Annotated in this window: 18 protein-coding genes; 1 reads left to right on the top strand and 17 read right to left on the bottom strand. The window is 61.7% G+C overall.

Annotated elements, in window-relative coordinates:
• Positions 1 to 16 precede the first annotated feature (16 nt).
• From K290_RS0125310 to phnG, 12 genes are all read right to left on the bottom strand, one after another.
• Positions 17 to 703 carry a DUF1045 domain-containing protein gene (locus K290_RS0125310; protein ID WP_028754444.1) on the bottom strand — a complete coding sequence of 229 codons (687 nt, stop codon included), beginning with the start codon at positions 701 to 703 and terminating at the stop codon, positions 17 to 19.
• 188 nt (positions 704 to 891) lie between these two features.
• Positions 892 to 2,238: a phosphonate ABC transporter, permease protein PhnE gene (phnE, locus tag K290_RS0125305; RefSeq protein WP_028754443.1), complete on the bottom strand. Its 1,347-nt coding sequence runs from the start codon at positions 2,236 to 2,238 to the stop codon at positions 892 to 894.
• An 8-nt stretch (positions 2,239 to 2,246) separates the two neighbouring features.
• On the bottom strand, positions 2,247 to 3,227 hold the full coding sequence (phnE, locus tag K290_RS0125300) for a phosphonate ABC transporter, permease protein PhnE (protein ID WP_028754442.1): 981 nt from the start codon (positions 3,225 to 3,227) through the stop codon (positions 2,247 to 2,249).
• A gap of 289 nt (positions 3,228 to 3,516) precedes the next feature.
• Entirely contained in the window at positions 3,517 to 4,422 is a 906-nt protein-coding gene (gene phnD / locus K290_RS0125295) for a phosphonate ABC transporter substrate-binding protein (protein ID WP_028754441.1), read from the bottom strand.
• 92 nt (positions 4,423 to 4,514) lie between these two features.
• Positions 4,515 to 5,369, bottom strand: a complete 855-nt coding sequence (phnC, locus tag K290_RS0125290) for a phosphonate ABC transporter ATP-binding protein (protein ID WP_028754440.1) — start codon at positions 5,367 to 5,369, stop codon at positions 4,515 to 4,517.
• A 298-nt stretch (positions 5,370 to 5,667) separates the two neighbouring features.
• Positions 5,668 to 6,285 carry a DapH/DapD/GlmU-related protein gene (locus tag K290_RS0125285; protein WP_028754439.1) on the bottom strand — a complete coding sequence of 206 codons (618 nt, stop codon included), beginning with the start codon at positions 6,283 to 6,285 and terminating at the stop codon, positions 5,668 to 5,670.
• On the bottom strand, positions 6,282 to 6,989 hold the full coding sequence (gene phnL, locus K290_RS0125280; RefSeq protein WP_028754438.1) for a phosphonate C-P lyase system protein PhnL: 708 nt from the start codon (positions 6,987 to 6,989) through the stop codon (positions 6,282 to 6,284). Before phnL ends, K290_RS0125285 begins: the two co-directional genes overlap by 4 nt.
• A 4-nt stretch (positions 6,990 to 6,993) precedes the next feature.
• Positions 6,994 to 7,770 (bottom strand): phosphonate C-P lyase system protein PhnK, encoded by a 777-nt coding sequence (gene phnK, locus K290_RS0125275; protein ID WP_028754437.1) that lies wholly within the window; start codon positions 7,768 to 7,770, stop codon positions 6,994 to 6,996.
• The gene (locus K290_RS0125270) at positions 7,767 to 8,663 is read right to left on the bottom strand and encodes an alpha-D-ribose 1-methylphosphonate 5-phosphate C-P-lyase PhnJ (RefSeq protein WP_028754436.1); all 897 of its coding nucleotides are present in this window, start codon (positions 8,661 to 8,663) and stop codon (positions 7,767 to 7,769) included. Before K290_RS0125270 ends, phnK begins: the two co-directional genes overlap by 4 nt.
• Positions 8,660 to 9,769 (bottom strand): carbon-phosphorus lyase complex subunit, encoded by a 1,110-nt coding sequence (locus K290_RS0125265; RefSeq protein ID WP_028754435.1) that lies wholly within the window; start codon positions 9,767 to 9,769, stop codon positions 8,660 to 8,662. The genes K290_RS0125270 and K290_RS0125265 overlap by 4 nt, the downstream gene beginning before the upstream one ends.
• 3 nt (positions 9,770 to 9,772) lie before the next feature.
• On the bottom strand, positions 9,773 to 10,402 hold the full coding sequence (phnH, locus tag K290_RS0125260) for a phosphonate C-P lyase system protein PhnH (RefSeq protein ID WP_028754434.1): 630 nt from the start codon (positions 10,400 to 10,402) through the stop codon (positions 9,773 to 9,775).
• A complete protein-coding gene (gene phnG / locus K290_RS0125255) occupies positions 10,399 to 10,878 on the bottom strand; it encodes a phosphonate C-P lyase system protein PhnG (RefSeq protein WP_028754433.1) in 480 nt (159 codons plus the stop codon). The genes phnH and phnG overlap by 4 nt, the downstream gene beginning before the upstream one ends.
• A gap of 101 nt (positions 10,879 to 10,979) precedes the next feature.
• Here phnG and phnF point away from each other — a divergent pair, with 101 nt between their 5' ends.
• Positions 10,980 to 11,714, top strand: coding sequence for a phosphonate metabolism transcriptional regulator PhnF (gene phnF / locus K290_RS0125250; protein ID WP_028754432.1), 735 nt, complete (start codon positions 10,980 to 10,982; stop codon positions 11,712 to 11,714).
• Positions 11,715 to 11,828: 114 nt separating this feature from the next.
• Here phnF and K290_RS36495 read toward each other — a convergent pair whose 3' ends face one another.
• The 5 genes from K290_RS36495 to K290_RS0125230 form a co-directional block, all read right to left on the bottom strand.
• The gene (locus tag K290_RS36495; RefSeq protein ID WP_425337606.1) at positions 11,829 to 12,032 is read right to left on the bottom strand and encodes a type II toxin-antitoxin system RelE/ParE family toxin; all 204 of its coding nucleotides are present in this window, start codon (positions 12,030 to 12,032) and stop codon (positions 11,829 to 11,831) included.
• Positions 12,029 to 12,319: a CopG family ribbon-helix-helix protein gene (locus K290_RS0125245; protein WP_028754431.1), complete on the bottom strand. Its 291-nt coding sequence runs from the start codon at positions 12,317 to 12,319 to the stop codon at positions 12,029 to 12,031. Before K290_RS0125245 ends, K290_RS36495 begins: the two co-directional genes overlap by 4 nt.
• Positions 12,320 to 12,425: 106 nt before the next feature.
• The gene (locus K290_RS0125240) at positions 12,426 to 13,061 is read right to left on the bottom strand and encodes a 2,3-bisphosphoglycerate-dependent phosphoglycerate mutase (protein ID WP_028754430.1); all 636 of its coding nucleotides are present in this window, start codon (positions 13,059 to 13,061) and stop codon (positions 12,426 to 12,428) included.
• A 108-nt stretch (positions 13,062 to 13,169) separates the two neighbouring features.
• The gene (gene dapB, locus K290_RS0125235) at positions 13,170 to 13,994 is read right to left on the bottom strand and encodes a 4-hydroxy-tetrahydrodipicolinate reductase (RefSeq protein ID WP_028754429.1); all 825 of its coding nucleotides are present in this window, start codon (positions 13,992 to 13,994) and stop codon (positions 13,170 to 13,172) included.
• 15 nt (positions 13,995 to 14,009) lie between these two features.
• Entirely contained in the window at positions 14,010 to 15,749 is a 1,740-nt protein-coding gene (locus K290_RS0125230; protein WP_425337607.1) for an ABC transporter ATP-binding protein, read from the bottom strand.
• Positions 15,750 to 15,896 lie beyond the last annotated feature (147 nt).

The raw sequence follows: 15,896 nt of genomic DNA, 5'->3' as shown, positions 1-15,896 counted from the left end.
GTCAGGTCTTTCGCTATTAGGCGCCGGAAAGCGGCAGCCAGGAACGGACGGTAAAGGGAGCGCCACGCTTCTCTTCAATAAAGACCGCGAGGCCGGAAACATCGAGTGCCTTGCCGATATGGTCGGCGAAGCGCGCGCGCAGAACGTCGTGCATGTCGGCCTGACGTTCGATTGGAACGCGCCCGGTCAACGTCATATGGAAACGGAACTCGTCGTTGACGTACGGATAGCCCCAGCGCAGCAGATTGGCGCGCTGCGGTTCGCTCAACCCTTCCGGATTGCGCCGGGTGATATCATGATCCGAAAGCGGCGCGCGAAAGGGTTCGAAGGTCTTGACCACACGCGAGGCAAAATCCTGTAGCGGCTGGTAAAGCGAGCCTGGCACGAGCGCGAAGAAATGCCCGAGCTGGCCGAGCACCAGTTCCGGAATCGTAAAAGCCTTGGTGCGGGCGGCGAACTCGGCGGCGACATCGAGAAGATCGCGCTCAGTCACCGAGCCGGCAAGCTCGAACGGCGCCTTCAGCGTGGCGTGAAAGCCATATCGGCGCGGATCGGCGGTCAGTTCGGCATGGCCTTCCGGCAGGGGACCCATGGCCCTGTCGGAAAAGATCTCATCGGAAAATGCATCGCGGCCGAGCCAGCGGGCGGCAAGCGCGGTCAGCGGATCGTCTTTGGGCGGCGTGAAATAGAGAGCATAGCGCAAGGCTGCATTCCTTGGAAAATCGGCGGCGCGAGACACTGTTGGGTGATTTGCGACAAACCGCAAGAGCAGCAAGGCAGCAGCGGTTCGAATCCGGCTAAAGCGAACTCGAGCAATGTTGTCTTGCCGACCTGCGCTACCGGATTCCCGTGACAAAATGATGATGCGCCGCGATTTTTTCCGAAGGCTTCCTACCTGTTTTGCGTGCCCATCAGGCGCGAGCGCAGTGCATTGGAAGCGGCGTCGAACAGGAAGACGACGATCAGGATCAAGAGCACCATATAGGCGACGTTTTCCCAATTGGCATTGGTGCGCATCGCCTCCCAAAGCTTCAGGCCGATACCGCCGGCGCCGACAGCGCCGATGATGGTGGCGCCGCGCACATTCGATTCCCACTGGTAGAGGGTCTGGCTGACGATGACGGGAACGATCTGTGGCAGGATGCCGTAGCGATGTACGAGAACCGTCGACGAACCCGTCGATTTGACGCCTTCGCGCGGCTTGTTGTCGATGTTCTCCAGGCCTTCGGAATAGAGTTTGCCGAGTGTGCCGGTTTCCGTCAGGAAGATTGCGCCGCTGCCGGCGAGCGGGCCGGGGCCGAAGGCGCGGGTCAGGAATAGAGCCCAGATCAGCATATCGACCGAACGCAGGAAATCGAAGAAGCGCTTCAATATCTGATTGACCAGCCGGTTCGGCGTGATGTTGCGCGCCGCCATGAAGGCCAGCGGGAAAGCGGCGAGCGAACCGAGCAGTGTGCCGAGGAAGGCCATGACGATGGTCTGGAACAGCTTGGTCCAGACATCGCCATGCTGCCATGCACCGTTGTTCCAGATATTGTCGAAGGCCAGCGAGAGATTGGACTGGTCCGGCTCCAGCCGCGGCCCGGACACGATCAGGCTGATGACTTCGCTCGCCGGCTTGTCGAAGAAGGGCGAGTGCGTATCGAAGACGAAATTAGCCCAGCCGATGAAGCGCTTGCGGATCTTCACGCGGTCGGTGGAGATGCTGACGTCGCCGGCAAAGCCCATATTGGCGAGGATGTTGTCGTCGTAGACCGTGATCCATGACGGCGGCGGCTCCGAGCCGAGGACCTTCGGCGAATTACCGGTGAAGTCGATCGGAACGGTGACGCCATGCGCGGTCAGGATCGCTTGCGTCTTGGTAACTTTCACGCTGCGGCTGGTGCCGCTGACGGAGACCGTCAGGCTGCCGTCGGGATTGTTCGTCACCCAGTCCGGATGCGGATTGTCGCCGAGCGGCGAAAAACGCGGATATTTGACGCTGATCTTGTCGCCGGAAACGCGGAATTCCGGCTGAACGTCGTAGCTGATCCATTCGCTCAGATAGATGCCGACGCGTTCCCAATGCGCTTCCGCGATGATCTTCGGCAGGTCGAAAAACCAGACGGCGTAGATGCCGTAAAGGATCACGCCAAGAAAGATCATCAGCGCGCCGAAACGCTGGCGGAACGATCGGTGCAGGATTTCCGGGTAGCGGGCTTTGATTTCCTGCATGCGACCGGCGTCGATGACGGACATGGGCAACCTCAGTGTTGCAGAAGGAAGGCATGTTCGCCGACGAGACGGCGACGGAGCCATGCGGAAAATTGGTCGACGGCGATGATGGTGACGAAAAGCAAGAGCACGAGCGCTACCGTCTTGGCGCCGAAACCGCGCGAGATCGAAAGCTTCAGCTCCTCGCCGATACCTCCCCCGCCGACGGCGCCGATGATCGTCGAAGCGCGGACATTGATCTCCAGACGCAGCAACACATAGGACATGAAATTCGGCAGAACCTGCGGCAGGGCGGCGAAGCGAACACGCTCCGTCCAACCCGCGCCGACCGCCTTCATGCCCTCGTCCGGCTTCATGTCGATATTCTCGATCACTTCGTAGAAGAGCTTGCCGAGGGCGCCGATCGTATGCAGGCCGACGGCGATGATGGCGGCAATCGGGCCGATCGACAGGATCGCCGAAAACAGCCCCGCGATGACGATCTCGGGAAAGGCGCGCAGCAATTCCATGAAGCGTTTGGTCACCAGACGAACCGGATGCGACGGCGACATGTTGCGGGCGGCAAAAAAGCTGAGGGGCAGGGCGACGGTGAAGCCGATGAGGGTGGAGACCAGCGCCACGTTGATCGTAATGATCATCAGCTCGAAATATTCAGGGATGTAGAAATCGCCCCAGACATAGACGCGGCCGAGCGGGAAATTGAATTCCTCGCCGCCGGCGCCATTTGCCCCGTTGGGGCTCGGCAGGTCGAAGAGCGCGCGGTAGACGTCGGACCAATCCTTGGGGATGAGCCAGCTCAGGAAATCGAAAAGATGCGGCAGGCGGTCGAAGAAATGGCCGGCATTGCTCTCGTCGGCAAAGCGGACGGAGCTGACGAAAGCGATAATCAGGATCAGCAGGCCGATACCGGTATAGAGGCGGCGACGGGCCACCATCCTGCTCCAGGCGTCGCCGATGTCCTTGGCGCTCTGAGGCGCACCTTGCGTCTGTAGCTGAGTATCGGCAATCGTCATGAGATCATCGTCTTTGAAAAAGAAATCCACCTTCTCCCCATCGGGAGAAGGATGCCCGCAGGGCAGGTTGAGGGGGCATTGCACCGTAAGGCGACTTTGGAATATGCCGCGTCCCCGGTCCCGTGTTTCGGTTCCGGCGTTCGTTGCGGCAATCGATCCACTGGATCGATTGCTCCAGCTTCGCCAGAGCGCACCGCGCCCCCTCATCCGTCACTCACGATTTCGCTGCGCTCTATCGCTCGCGCCACCTTCTCCCCACCGGGGGAGAAGGGGTTGATCAGCAAGCCGATCAGCCGCCGATGGCAGCCTTACGAACTTCGACAACGGCCTTGTAGAAGTCCGGGTTGACCTTGACGTAACCCTTGAAGTCGCCGCCTTCGATTGCCGAGAAGCACTTGGCGTCGGTGGTCGGGAGCTTCAGGAAGAAGTCGGTCAGCTTGGCCTGCCATTCGGTGCCGAGAGCGTTGCGAACGACGAGCGGGCCGTTCGGGATCAGCGGCGAGCGCCAGACTTCGACGAGTTTGTTCGGATCGACGGCGCCCTTGTCGACTTCCTTGCGGAAGGTACCAGAGGTGTAGCCATCCTTGAAATCGCCGAGGCCCGAAGAGTCGTCAACGGCAACGTCGACCTTGCCGTCATAGGCGGCGAGCAGGTTGTTCTCGTGACCGCCGTTGAACTGGGTCGAAGCGAAGAACTTGTCGTTCGGCATGCCGGTGGTCTTCGGAATCTGCGTCAGCGGAACGAGGTAGCCCGAGGTGGAGTCCGGATCGGCGTAGCCGAGCTTCTTGCCCTTGGCGTCGGCGATCGTCTTGATGCCGGAGGACTTCAGGGCGAGACCGATCGAGTAGTAGCCGGTCGAACCGTCCGTCTGCTGCGTGGTCAGGATCGGGGTAACGGCCTTCGGGTCCTTGATGTAGGTGGCTGCATAGCCGGAAGCGCCGAGTTCGGCGAAGTCGAGCGTGCCGCCGAGCAGGCCCTGGATGACGCCGTCATAGTCGGCGGCCGGGAACAGCGATACCTTCTCGAAGCCGAACTCCTTCTTCAGGTGGTCGGAGAGGCAGGCATAGTTGCGCAGGCGGTCGGCTTCGTTTTCGCCACCGAGAATACCAACGCGGAATTCCTTGATGTCCTGAGCGGCAGCGCCGCCAGCGAGCGCGAGAAGCGCCGTGGCTGCGAGAAGGGTCTTCTTCAACATGGGTTCGTCTCCTGATTAACCGGTGTCCCCGGATGTCTTCGGTCTAGAAGAAATGCGCCCTTGACGTGGGCCTTCGATCGCGGCCGGCTCCCTCAGAGACCGGCCAGTGCCAGCGGTTGCGGGCCGGCGGATGCGTTTGCCGCGGCTTGCGCGGGCTGATCGGAAAGATTGATGGCGGTCGACGTCATCGTCTCGTCGACACCGGCGCCATCCTTGTCGGTGCCGTAGATTTCTTTGACGGCCGCGGCCGTCAGCTCCACCGGCTTGCCGTCGAAGACGACGCGGCCGGCGGCCATGCCGACGATGCGTTCGCAGTAGTTGCGCGCGGTATCCAACGTGTGCAGGTTGGTGATGACGGTGATGCCCTCGCGCTCGTTGATATCGCGCAGCGCATCCATGACGATCTTGGCGTTCAGCGGATCGAGCGAGGCGATCGGCTCGTCGGCGAGCATCATCTTCGGCTGCTGCATCAGGGCGCGGGCAATGGCGACACGCTGCTGCTGGCCGCCCGAAAGCGTGCCGGCCATCTGCAATGCCGTCTGCTCGATGCCGAGGCGTTCAAGCGCGGCGATGGCCTCGATGCGCTCTTCGCGGCTGAAGATGGAAAGCAGACTGAGCGCGGTCGGACGCTGGTTCAGGCGGCCAAGCATGACGTTGGTCAGCACGTCGAGGCGGGGAACCAGGTTGAACTGCTGGAAGATCATGGCGCAATCGCGCTGCCAGTTGCGCAATGCCCGGCCGCGCAGCTTGGAAACTTCGGTGCCGGCGAAATGGATGGAGCCGGAGCTTGGATCGGCGAGGCGGTTGATCATGCGCAGCAGCGTGGACTTGCCGGCGCCCGAGCGGCCGATGATGCCGACCATCTGTCCCTGCGGAATGTCCAGCGTCACGGAATCGACGGCGAGCTTGTTTCCGAACCGGCGCGAGACATTCTTCAGCTCGAACATGAGGCTTTCCCTTTCGCGGCTGCCCGGCTCCGCAACAAACGTTGACGTTGGCGCCGCGGAAGCCTGTTAGACGAGCGCACGACCCCTTGTTTCGAAGAAGCCTTCGAGGCCGCCATGCGCTGAGCATGAGCAACGCATTATTCCCGGTTCATGAAGCTCCAATGTCAGATTTGTGTAACTGCTGTTACAATGCCCGCCGTTTTGCTGCCTTTCGCAACGACATGCAAAAGCCCGGAAACCGAGGGGTTTCCGGGCTTCGAAATGAATTCTAGTCAGGATTGTGCAGGTCGTGCTGGCGTCAAGCGCCGTAGCGGATGAGGAACTCCTCGGCCGAAAGGGCACGAAAGTCGTCGAGCGCGGTACGCAAGGTGGCGTGATCCCAATCCCACCAGGCAAGCTTGTCCATGCGCTCGCCGACAACTTCGGCGAAGCGCTGGCGGATGAGCTTGGCCGGCACGCCGCCGACGATCGTATAGGGGGCGACATCCTTGGAGACGACCGCGCCGGCGCCGATGACCGCACCGTTGCCGACTGTGACGCCCGGCAGGATGATGGCGCCGTGACCGATCCATACGTCATGGCCGATCACGACCCGATTGTCGCGCCGCCAGGTGAAAAAATCCGTCTCCATATCGGCATCCGGCCAATAGTCGGCGGCGCGATAGGTGAAGTGATGCAGCGTCGCTCGCCAGGTCGGATGGTTGGTGGCGTTGATGCGCACGGCGGCAGCAACGTTGACGAACTTGCCGATCGTCGCGCACCAGACTACACCATCCTGCATGATGTAGGAATAATCGCCGATCTCGGTTTCGTCGATGCGGCAGCGATCGGAGACTTCGGTATAGCGGCCGAGCGTCGAATTGCTGACGCTGGCCGAGGGGCTGATGAAGGGCGTTTCGCCCAATTGGCGGCTCATGCGGCGGACTTCCTGGGTGAAAATTGCGAGACATCGAGAATGCGGCTGCCGACGGCCTCGCGCACTTCCTTGTCATGGAAGATGCCAAGGAGGGCGACGCCGGCCTTTTTCTTCTTTTCGATCATGTCGACCACGACGGCACGGTTCCTGGCGTCGAGAGAGGCGGTCGGCTCGTCGAGCAGCAAAATGGCGTGATCGGTAATGAAGCCGCGGGCGATATTGACACGCTGCTGTTCGCCGCCGGAGAAGGTGGCGGGCGGCAATTGCCAAAGCTCTTCCGGCAGGTTGAGTTGCGCCAGCAGGCTGCCTGCCCTTTCGCGGGCAGTCTCGGCACTCGCGCCACGTGCCAATAGCGGCTCGGCAACCACGTCGATGGCAGCAACGCGCGGCACAGTGCGCAGGAACTGGCTGACATAGCCCATGGTATGGCGGCGAACTTCCAGCACGGTGCGCGGATCGGCGGCGGCTAGATCGACGATCCTTTCCTTATGCATCACCAGGATTTGGCCGTTATCGACGGCGTAGTTGCCGTAGATCATCTTCAGGAGCGAGCTCTTGCCGATGCCGGAAGGGCCGCCGAGCACCACGCATTCGCCCGATGCGACCGAAAAGGAGACGTCGGCGACGACCGGCAGCCGGATGCCGTCGCGCAGGTGCATGGTGAAGCTCTTGAAGACTTCGGAGACGACGAGGGGAGTGGCCATGGCTTTAAACCTGCAGGATCGAGGAGACGAGCAGTTGCGTATAGGGCTCGCGCGGATCGTCGAGCACGCGGTCGGTGAGACCATGCTCGATTGCCACCCCGTCCTTCATCACCATCATGCGGTGCGAGAGCAGGCGGGCGACGGCGAGGTCATGCGTGACGATGATGGCCGACAGGCCGAGATCGTTGACGAGGCCGCGTACGAGATCGAGCAGGCGGGCCTGCACGGAAACGTCGAGGCCGCCGGTCGGCTCGTCCATGAACACCAGCCGCGGGCCGGTCACCAGGTTGCGAGCGATCTGCAGGCGCTGACGCATGCCGCCCGAGAAGGCGCGCGGCTGATCGTCGATACGGTCGGCGTCGATTTCCACGCGTTCCAGCCAGTCGATGGCCGTATTGCGGATATTGCCGTAATGCCGGTTGCCGACGGCCATCAGCCGCTCGCCGACATTGGCGCCGGCCGAAACGGTCATGCGCAGGCCGTCGGCCGGGTTCTGATGCACGAAGCCCCAGTCGGTGCGCATCAGGAAGCGGCGCTCGGCCTCGTTCATACGGAAGAGCTCGCGATAGGTCTCGTCGCGCATATGGTACTCGACGCTGCCAGTGGTCGGCAGCAGCCGGGTCGAAATGCAGTTGAGCAGCGTCGTCTTGCCGGAGCCGGATTCGCCGACGATCGCCAGCACTTCACCGGGCCAGAGATCGAAGGACACGTTGCGGCAACCGATGCGGCTGCCATAGAATTTCGAGATATCCTTGACCTTGAGGAGTGGCGTGTCGCTCATTCGGCGGCCTCCTGGTTGGGTGCCAGCCCATTCGTCGCCAGCATGGTGCCGATATGGCCATGGGCGCGGCGGTCTTCGCAAAAATCTGTGTCCGAGCAGACGAACATCCGCCCGCCCTTGTCGTCGAGGATCACTTCGTCGAGATAGACCTGCTCGGCGCCGCAGAGAGCACAGGGCTTGTCGAAACGCTGCACCTCGAAAGGATGATCCTCGAAATCGAGGCTGACGACTTCGGTATAAGGCGGCACGGCATAGATACGCTTCTCGCGGCCGGCGCCGAAGAGCTGCAGCGCATCCGACATGTGCATTTTCGGATTGTCGAATTTCGGCGTTGGAGACGGGTCCATCACGTAACGACCGGCCACTTTCACCGGGTAGGCATAGGTGGTGGCGATGCGGCCGTTGCGGGCGATGTCTTCATAAAGCTTCACATGCATGAGGCCGTATTCCTCGAGCGCATGCATCTTGCGGGTCTCGGTCTCGCGCGGTTCGAGGAAACGCAGCGGTTCGGGGATCGGCACCTGGTAGACCAGCACTTGCTTGGGTCCGAGCTTGCCTTCCGGGATGCGGTGGCGCGTCTGGATAATGGTTGCCTCATCCGTGCGGGTGGTGACGGCGACGTCAGCCACCTTCTGGAAGAAGGCGCGGATAGAGACGGCGTTGGTCGTGTCGTCGGCGCCCTGGTCGATGACCTTGAGCACATCGTCCGGCCCGATGATCGCGGCAGTCAATTGCACGCCGCCCGTGCCCCAGCCATAGGGCATCGGCATTTCGCGCGAGGCGAACGGCACCTGATAGCCGGGAATGGCGATTGCCTTCAGGATGGCGCGGCGGATCATCCGCTTGGTCTGTTCGTCGAGATAGGCGAAGTTATAGGTGGCAAGTTCGGTCATTCGGCAGCCTCCGTCAGGGGATCCTTGCCTGCGTTCTGTGCATTTTCGAAATCGCGGCGCATGCGGCGCACCAGATCGAGTTCGGCCTGGAAGTCGACATAGTGCGGCAGCTTCAGATGTTCGACGAAGCCGGTCGCCTGCACGTTGTCGGAATGGGAGATGACGAATTCCTCGTCCTGGGCGGGTGCGACGATATCCTCGCCGAGTTCGTCGGCGCGGAGCGCCCGGTCGACCAGGGACATCGCCATGGCCTTGCGTTCGCTCTGGCCGAAAACGAGGCCATAGCCGCGGGTAAACTGCGGCGGCGCCTTGGCCGAGCCCTTGAACTGGTTGACCATCTGGCATTCGGTCACCTGAATGCTGCCCAGCGAAACGGCGAAACCGAGTTCCGGCACGTCCAGTTCAACCTCCACTTCGCCGATGCGGATTTCGCCGGTGAAGGGGTGGGTGCGGCCATAGCCGCGCTGGGTCGAATAGCCGAGCGCGAGCAGGAAACCTTCGTCGCCGCGGGCGAGCGCCTGCAAGCGCAGATCGCGGGTCATCGGGAACTCCATCGGCTCGCGCGTCAGGTCGCCGGTCTCATGGTCGATCGGCATCTCGCCATCGCCTTCGATCAGCCCTTCCTGGCTCAGAATTTCGGAGACGCGCATCACGCGGCCTTCTTCCGCCGGCCGCTGCATCGGCTCATCCACCGGCGTATCGGTGAGAAGGCTTGGGTCGAGCAGGCGGTGCGTGTAGTCGAAAGTGGGGCCGAGGAGCTGGCCGCCCGGCAGATCCTTATAGGTCGCCGAGATGCGGCGTTCGATCTTCATCGCCGAGGTATCCAGCGGCTGGGAATAGCCAAAGCGCGGCAGCGTGGTGCGATAGGCGCGCAAGAGGAAGATCGCTTCGATCATATCGCCGCGGGCCTGGCGAACGGCAAGCGCGGCCAGCGTGCGGTCGTAAAGCGAGGCTTCGGCCATGACGCGGTCAACGGCGAGCGCCAGTTGCGCGACGATCTGGTCGATGCCGATGGCCGGCAGCGAACGATCGCCGCGGCGGCGATCGGCGAGCAGCCGGTGGGCATTGGCGATGGCGGCTTCGCCGCCTTTAACGGCAACATACATGCGTCACATCTCCGTCGCGATGATCGTGGCGGTGCGCGGCAGGCAAAGGAATTGCCGTTCCGCCGTCAGAACGAGATCGACGCCGCGCGGGAAAAGCGCGCGATTGTCGTTCCAGAGGCGCAGGAACGTATCGGGCACGCCGATCGGCGCGATCGTGCGAATACCGGCAATACCGGGACCGGAGAGCGCCAGTTCCTTGCCGCCCTCGAGGGCTGCGATTTCCAGCACCAGCGTCGTCGAGCGGTCGGGATATTCCTGGGTGCCGACGGCGAACTGGTTGAGGGAGGCGAGCGCCGTGCCGGCCTCGATAAAAGCAAAACGGGCTTCGATCCTTTCCGGTGTCACCGATGTGCCGGTGTGAAAGCTCAGCCACGCCGGCATGGCCGATTTGGCGAGACCGGTCGACAGCCAGACCGGCGTATCATGATCGCAAAGCGTAAGGCCGATCGCGCCGGCTGCAATCCCGAGCGGGGCGGGCGGAACGATATCGGAGGTGACCGTCTGGACGGTGCCTGGCCGTGCCATGCCGTCCATCATCATCTTGAAGACGTTCTGAGCGTCGAACACCGGATGGGCGAAACCGCCGGTCAGCGCCTCGTTGCGAGTCGTCGTGGAAGTGGTGGAAAGGCTCATTTGTCTTCTCCGCGGACCATAGTGAAGAAATCGACGCGGGTGGCAGCCGTTTGCTCGGCGCGTTTGCGGTCGTATTCGGCAATCCGATCGGTAACCGGAAGCAGGATCGCCTTCTCCACGAATTCCTTGGTGGCCGGCTGATGCCAGAGTGCATCGAAGATTGCCGCGAGCCGCACCTTGTCGCGATCGGTGCCGAGTGCATGCGCATGACCGATGGCACCGGAGGCAAGCTTGACGGTGGCGCGCGTCACGGTAACCTCGCCGAGATTGAAGGGTGAGCCGCCGCCGCCTATGCGCCCGCGTACCATGACGAGCCCGGTTTCCGGTCCTCGTACGGGCTGGATCACGGGCTTGTCGAGTAATGCTTCCCAGGCCGCGTCAAGCTCGTCGCGTTCGGCCCGCGCCAAAAGATCGGCGGCGCGCTTGCGCTCGCGGCGCTCCTGCGCAGCCGCCTCTTGCCTCTGTGCTGAATTCATCGCCTCATCCTCAAAATGTCTATTGATATAGACAACCATACAAGGTAGCTTTATATTTATTGGCGAGTCGTGACAAGCGTGTGACATTAGCAGCAGGCGATATGGCGGGGCAGAAGGTACAGAGACAGACGGGCGTGGCGCTATGGCGGCAGATTGCTGACCGGATTCGTACGTCGATCAATCACGGCGATTTCGACGAAACGGGCATGGTGCCGCCGGAAACGGCGCTGGCGCTGCAGTTCGGCGTCAACCGCCACACGATACGAAGCGCGCTTGCGGCATTGGCGCAGGAAGGGATCGTCAGAGCCGTGCAGGGGCGCGGCACACTGATCGAGCGCAAGGAGCGCTTGAGCTTCCCGATTTCCAGGCGGACGCGATTTTCACAAGGGATTGGCGATCAGGTACGCGAGACCCGCAGCGTCCTTCTTGCGGCCAGCGAAGAGGCCGCGAGTCCGGACTTGGCCCGGCAGCTCAAGATCAGCACCGGCACCCGACTGGTGCGTCTGGAAACGCTCGGCCAGGCGGATCATCGCCCGGTATCGCGCGCCACAAGCTGGTTTCCGGCGGATCGCTTCGGCGCCATTGCCGAAATTTATCGAACGACCGGATCGATCACCAAGGCATTTCGCGAGCTTGGCGTGCCGGACTATGTGCGTGTCGTTACCGAGATCACCGCGACGCATGCCGACGAAGGCGATCTGGCCGACCTGCAACTATCCCCCGGTGCCATCGTGCTGGTCGCACAGGCGCTCAACGCGGATCTCGACAATATCCCGGTGCAATATTCGATCTCCCGCTTCGCCGCCGACAGGGTGCGGTTCACCGTCGAGAATTGAGATCACGTCATTTGGGTGGACGCGAGGAAACTGGCCGAATCCCGCTCGGAGGCCATTGCTGCGCGGCATGAAGCACGCGAAGTATTCGCACTGTTTCGTCTGCGAGATCGTAAATCAGCAAATAATTCTATGGACGACCAGCTCTCGTGTTCCCGGCACGCGGCCGGGCCGGCCTACCATCGGATGTGTAACGAGCTGCGCCGATCTTCTGGCGAAAAGTTCGTCAAGCGCGAGCGCAGCGGAGGCATTATCCGCCTCGATATAAGTGTAGATTGCGCGTCGATCTGTTTTTGCCTCAGGAGTCCAAACAAGATTCACGAGGATTTTCCGCTTAGCTTGCGGCGTGTTTCTTCCCGCAAGGCAGCGAACTCGGCTTCTACCTCATCGGCGGGGATGAGATTGCCGGCATTGGCGGAATCAAGCCCCGCCTGAACTTGTTGACGGAACCAGATGTCATATTCAGCTTCATCTTGCTGGCGCTTTACATAGTCGCGCATGAAAGCTCGAAGCAGTTGCGCCCCGGTTTGATCATGCGCCCGCGCGGCCTCGCTGAAGGCAAATTTCAAGTTTTCTTCAACTCGAAAAGTGAATGTTGCGTCTGTCATGTCCAATCCATGTGTTACATCGCTCGTGCAATGTAACACCGGACGTTACATTTTCCACCCCTCAATGTCGAAACCGCACGAGGGGTGGGTTTGCAGTCCTAGCAGCTCAGTGCGCGCCGGACATGTCGCCGAGCACTTCCTTGGAAGCGACGGTGGAGTCGGCGTTGAGCTTATAGACCATCGGCACGCCGGTCGCGAGGTTGAGCGACAGGATCTGTTCCTTGGTCAGCCGGTCGAGGACCATCACCAGCGAACGCAGCGAGTTGCCGTGGGCGGCGACCAATACCTTCTGACCGGCGAGCACGCGCGGCAGGATTTCCGTGAGGTAATAGGGCCAGACCCGGGCGCCGGTGTCGCGCAGGCTTTCGCCGCCGGGCGGCGGGACGTCGTAGGAGCGGCGCCAGACATGCACCTGCTCTTCGCCCCACTTGGCGCGGGCATCGTCCTTGTTCAGGCCCGAAAGATCGCCGTAGTCGCGCTCGTTCAGCGCCTGATCCCTGATGGTTTCGAGACCGGGCTGGCCCACTTCATCGAGAATGATCTTCAGCGTGTGCTGGGCGCGCGTCAGCGCCGAGGTGAAGGCGACGTCGTACTTGATGCCGTAATCGGCAAGCGCCTTGCCACCGGTCCTGGCTTCTTCGATGCCGAGTTCGGTGAGGTCGGGGTCCTTCCAGCCGGTAAAGAGATTCTTCAAATTCCAGTCGCTCTGCCCGTGGCGAACGAGGACGAGAGTACCGCTCATGAAATATTCCTCCTTGATAGAGCAATCCCGGGAAAAGTGCGAGGCGGTTTTCCGTGCGGAATTGCGTAAGAACAAAAGGCTGGAGCGGTTCGCCACTCCAGGATGGGATCAACGTGTGGAAAGCCCGAGGACGTCGAGCATGGAATAAAAGCCGGGTTTCTTGTCGCGCGCCCAGAGCGCGGCCTGAAGCGCGCCGCGGGCAAACAACGAACGGTCACCGGCGCTGTGCGACAGTGTCAACCGTTCGCCTTCGCCGGCGAAGATGACGGAGTGGTCGCCGATGACGGCGCCGCCGCGCAGCGTGGCGAAGCCGATGGTGCCTGCCGGCCGCGGACCGGTATGGCCGTCACGGACGCGCACGGAATTCTCAGCGAGATCGATGCCGCGGCCCTTTGCCGCCGCCTGGCCAAGCAGGAGCGCGGTGCCGGAGGGGGCGTCGACCTTGTGCTTGTGATGCATCTCCAGCACTTCGACGTCCCAATCGGCCGGCGGAAGCGCTCGCGCCGCCTGCTCGACAAGAACGCTCAAGAGGTTGATGCCAAGACCCATATTGCCCGATTTGACGATGCGGGCGTGGCGGGAGGCTGCCTTGAACTTGGCTTCGTCTTCCGCCGAGCAGCCGGTCGTCCCGATGATGTGAACGATGCGCGCCTGCGCGGCGAGACCGGCGAAGGTGACGCTGGTTGCCGGCGTCGTGAAGTCGATCACGCCTTCGGCATGCAGGAAGGCCGAAAGCGGATCGTCGGTGACGGGAATGCCGATCGGCCCGAGACCGGCAATTTCGCCGGCATCCTTGCCGATGAAAGCGGAGCCTGGACGTGCGACGGCGGCGTGCAGGGTAACACCTTCCGTGGCGTGGATGAGGCGGATCAGGGCTTGGCCCATGCGGCCTGCTGCGCCCACCACCACCAGCTTCATCGCATCATCACTCATGTCTTCTCAATCGTCTTATTTGCGGGAAGTGCCGGAAACGGCCGGCCGCTGGAGGTTGTTGAGGCGAGCGTAAAGGCCATTGTCGGCCGTCGCAAGCGTCTCGTGGTTGCCCTCTTCGACGACGCGCCCATTCTGCATGACAATGATCTTTTCCGCCCGCACGACCGTCGAGAGGCGATGGGCGATGACGACGACGGTGCGGCCGCTCATGGCTTCGTCCAGCGCCTTCTGCACGGCTGCTTCCGACTCGGTATCCAGCGCCGATGTCGCTTCGTCCAAAAGCAGGATCGGCGCGTTGCGCACCAGCGCGCGGGCGATCGACAGGCGCTGGCGCTGACCGCCGGACAGCGTTACGCCGTTTTCGCCGACCGGCGTATCGTAGCCCTGCGGTTGCGCCTGGATGAAATCATGGGCATAGGCGAGCCTTGCGCCCTCTTCGATTTCGGCATCCGTAGCTTCCGGGCGGCCGTAACGGATATTGTCGCGGATCGTGCCTTCAAAGAGGTAAGGCTGCTGTGAGACATAGGCGAGCTGTTCGCGCAGCGATTGCTTCGTGACATGCGCGATGTCCTGCCCGTCGATGAATATGCTGCCGGCCTTGGGGTCGTAGAAGCGCGGAATGAGATTGATGACGGTGGACTTGCCGGCGCCGGAAGGCCCGACCAATGCCGTCGTTTCGCCGCCCTCGGCAACGAAACTTACGCCGGATAGAACGGCTTCGTCGCCATAGGCGAAGTGAACGTCGCGAAACTCGATGCGAGCCTCGGTGACGGCGAGCGGCTTGGCGTCGGCCAGGTCGCGCTGACGCGGCTCCATGTCGAGCAATTCGTAGATCATGCGTGCGTTGACGACGGCGCGCTCCAACTGAACCTGTAGCTTCGCCAGGCGGCGGGCCGGATCGTAAGCGAGGAGAAGGGAGGTCGCGAAGGAGAAGAAAGCGCCCGGCTGCACATTGTAGTAGATCGAACGATAGGCGGCGTAGGCAAAAACGCTCGCGATCGCAAAGCCCGCAAAGCTTTCCGTCAGCGGCCCATTGCGCTCGGAAAGGCGGGCGATGCGGTTCTGCCGGTGTTCGGCTGCCGTGATCAGCTTGTTGATCTTGCGCTCCAGCTCGTTTTCCATCGTGAAAGCTTTGACGATGGAAATGCCCTGGATGGTCTCCTGCATTGCGCCGAGGACGTGGCTGTTCAGATTGACGGCTTCACGCGTTGCGGCACGCAAACGCTTGGAGACATAGCGCAGCGCCAGGAACAGCGGCGGCGCCACGGCGAAGACGGCCAGGCTCAGCAGCGGGTCCTGAATGATCATGACGCCGAGCAAGAAAATAAAGGTCAGAAGGTCTCGCGCCGTAGACGTGATGGTCAGGTTCATCACGTCGCGGATGCCGGAAACATTCTGGCTCACCCGTGCGGCGATCTGGGCGGAACGGGCTTCGCTGAAAAAGCCGACCGACAATGTCATCAGATGCGAATAGAGCCGGCGCTGGTAGCGGGCGATGATATTATTGCCGATCTTGGACAGAATGACCGATTGGAAATAGCCGGCGAAACCACGCACCACGAAAGCGACGAAAATGCTTGAGCAGATCACCCAGACGACTTCGGCGCGACGCTCGACGAAAGCCTCGTTGATGACCAACTTCATGATGTAGGCGATATAGGCCGTCGATGCCGCCACAAGGATCAGGCAGATGATGGCGATGGCATAGCCCCAAATGTGATCACGGCCGTTCTCGGCGATGATGCGCTTCAGCATGCCGCTGATGGCTTCGCTGTCGACGCTATTGTTTTTGGTGTCGGGCGATTTCAAAAATCGGCTTCCTGTCTCAAACCAAGCGAGCCGCATATGGCACGTGCTTTCGCGGGTCTATAAAGAGTTGGGACGGTTTTGGCTAGATATGGC

Origin of the sequence: Rhizobium leucaenae USDA 9039 (genome assembly GCF_000426285.1) — a bacterium.
GTDB classification, from domain to species: domain Bacteria; phylum Pseudomonadota; class Alphaproteobacteria; order Rhizobiales; family Rhizobiaceae; genus Rhizobium; species Rhizobium leucaenae.
The sequence above is the reverse complement of the archived record's forward strand: the minus strand, read 5'-3'. Positions and strand labels throughout refer to the sequence as shown.

Coding starts and splice junctions, on each gene's coding strand:
- K290_RS0125230 (WP_425337607.1), bottom strand. CDS start 15,749: ATGCTGAAGCGCATCATCGCCGAGAACGGCCGTGATCACATTTGGGGC.
- K290_RS0125285 (WP_028754439.1), bottom strand. CDS start 6,285: ATGAGCCGCCAATTGGGCGAAACGCCCTTCATCAGCCCCTCGGCCAGC.
- K290_RS0125265 (WP_028754435.1), bottom strand. CDS start 9,769: ATGTATGTTGCCGTTAAAGGCGGCGAAGCCGCCATCGCCAATGCCCAC.
- phnG (WP_028754433.1), bottom strand. CDS start 10,878: ATGAATTCAGCACAGAGGCAAGAGGCGGCTGCGCAGGAGCGCCGCGAG.
- K290_RS0125245 (WP_028754431.1), bottom strand. CDS start 12,319: ATGACAGACGCAACATTCACTTTTCGAGTTGAAGAAAACTTGAAATTT.
- phnH (WP_028754434.1), bottom strand. CDS start 10,402: ATGAGCCTTTCCACCACTTCCACGACGACTCGCAACGAGGCGCTGACC.
- phnL (WP_028754438.1), bottom strand. CDS start 6,989: ATGGCCACTCCCCTCGTCGTCTCCGAAGTCTTCAAGAGCTTCACCATG.
- phnK (WP_028754437.1), bottom strand. CDS start 7,770: ATGAGCGACACGCCACTCCTCAAGGTCAAGGATATCTCGAAATTCTAT.
- phnD (WP_028754441.1), bottom strand. CDS start 4,422: ATGTTGAAGAAGACCCTTCTCGCAGCCACGGCGCTTCTCGCGCTCGCT.
- dapB (WP_028754429.1), bottom strand. CDS start 13,994: ATGAGTGATGATGCGATGAAGCTGGTGGTGGTGGGCGCAGCAGGCCGC.
- phnC (WP_028754440.1), bottom strand. CDS start 5,369: ATGTTCGAGCTGAAGAATGTCTCGCGCCGGTTCGGAAACAAGCTCGCC.
- K290_RS0125240 (WP_028754430.1), bottom strand. CDS start 13,061: ATGAGCGGTACTCTCGTCCTCGTTCGCCACGGGCAGAGCGACTGGAAT.
- phnE (WP_028754443.1), bottom strand. CDS start 2,238: ATGTCCGTCATCGACGCCGGTCGCATGCAGGAAATCAAAGCCCGCTAC.
- K290_RS0125270 (WP_028754436.1), bottom strand. CDS start 8,663: ATGACCGAACTTGCCACCTATAACTTCGCCTATCTCGACGAACAGACC.
- phnF (WP_028754432.1), top strand. CDS start 10,980: ATGGCGGGGCAGAAGGTACAGAGACAGACGGGCGTGGCGCTATGGCGG.
- phnE (WP_028754442.1), bottom strand. CDS start 3,227: ATGACGATTGCCGATACTCAGCTACAGACGCAAGGTGCGCCTCAGAGC.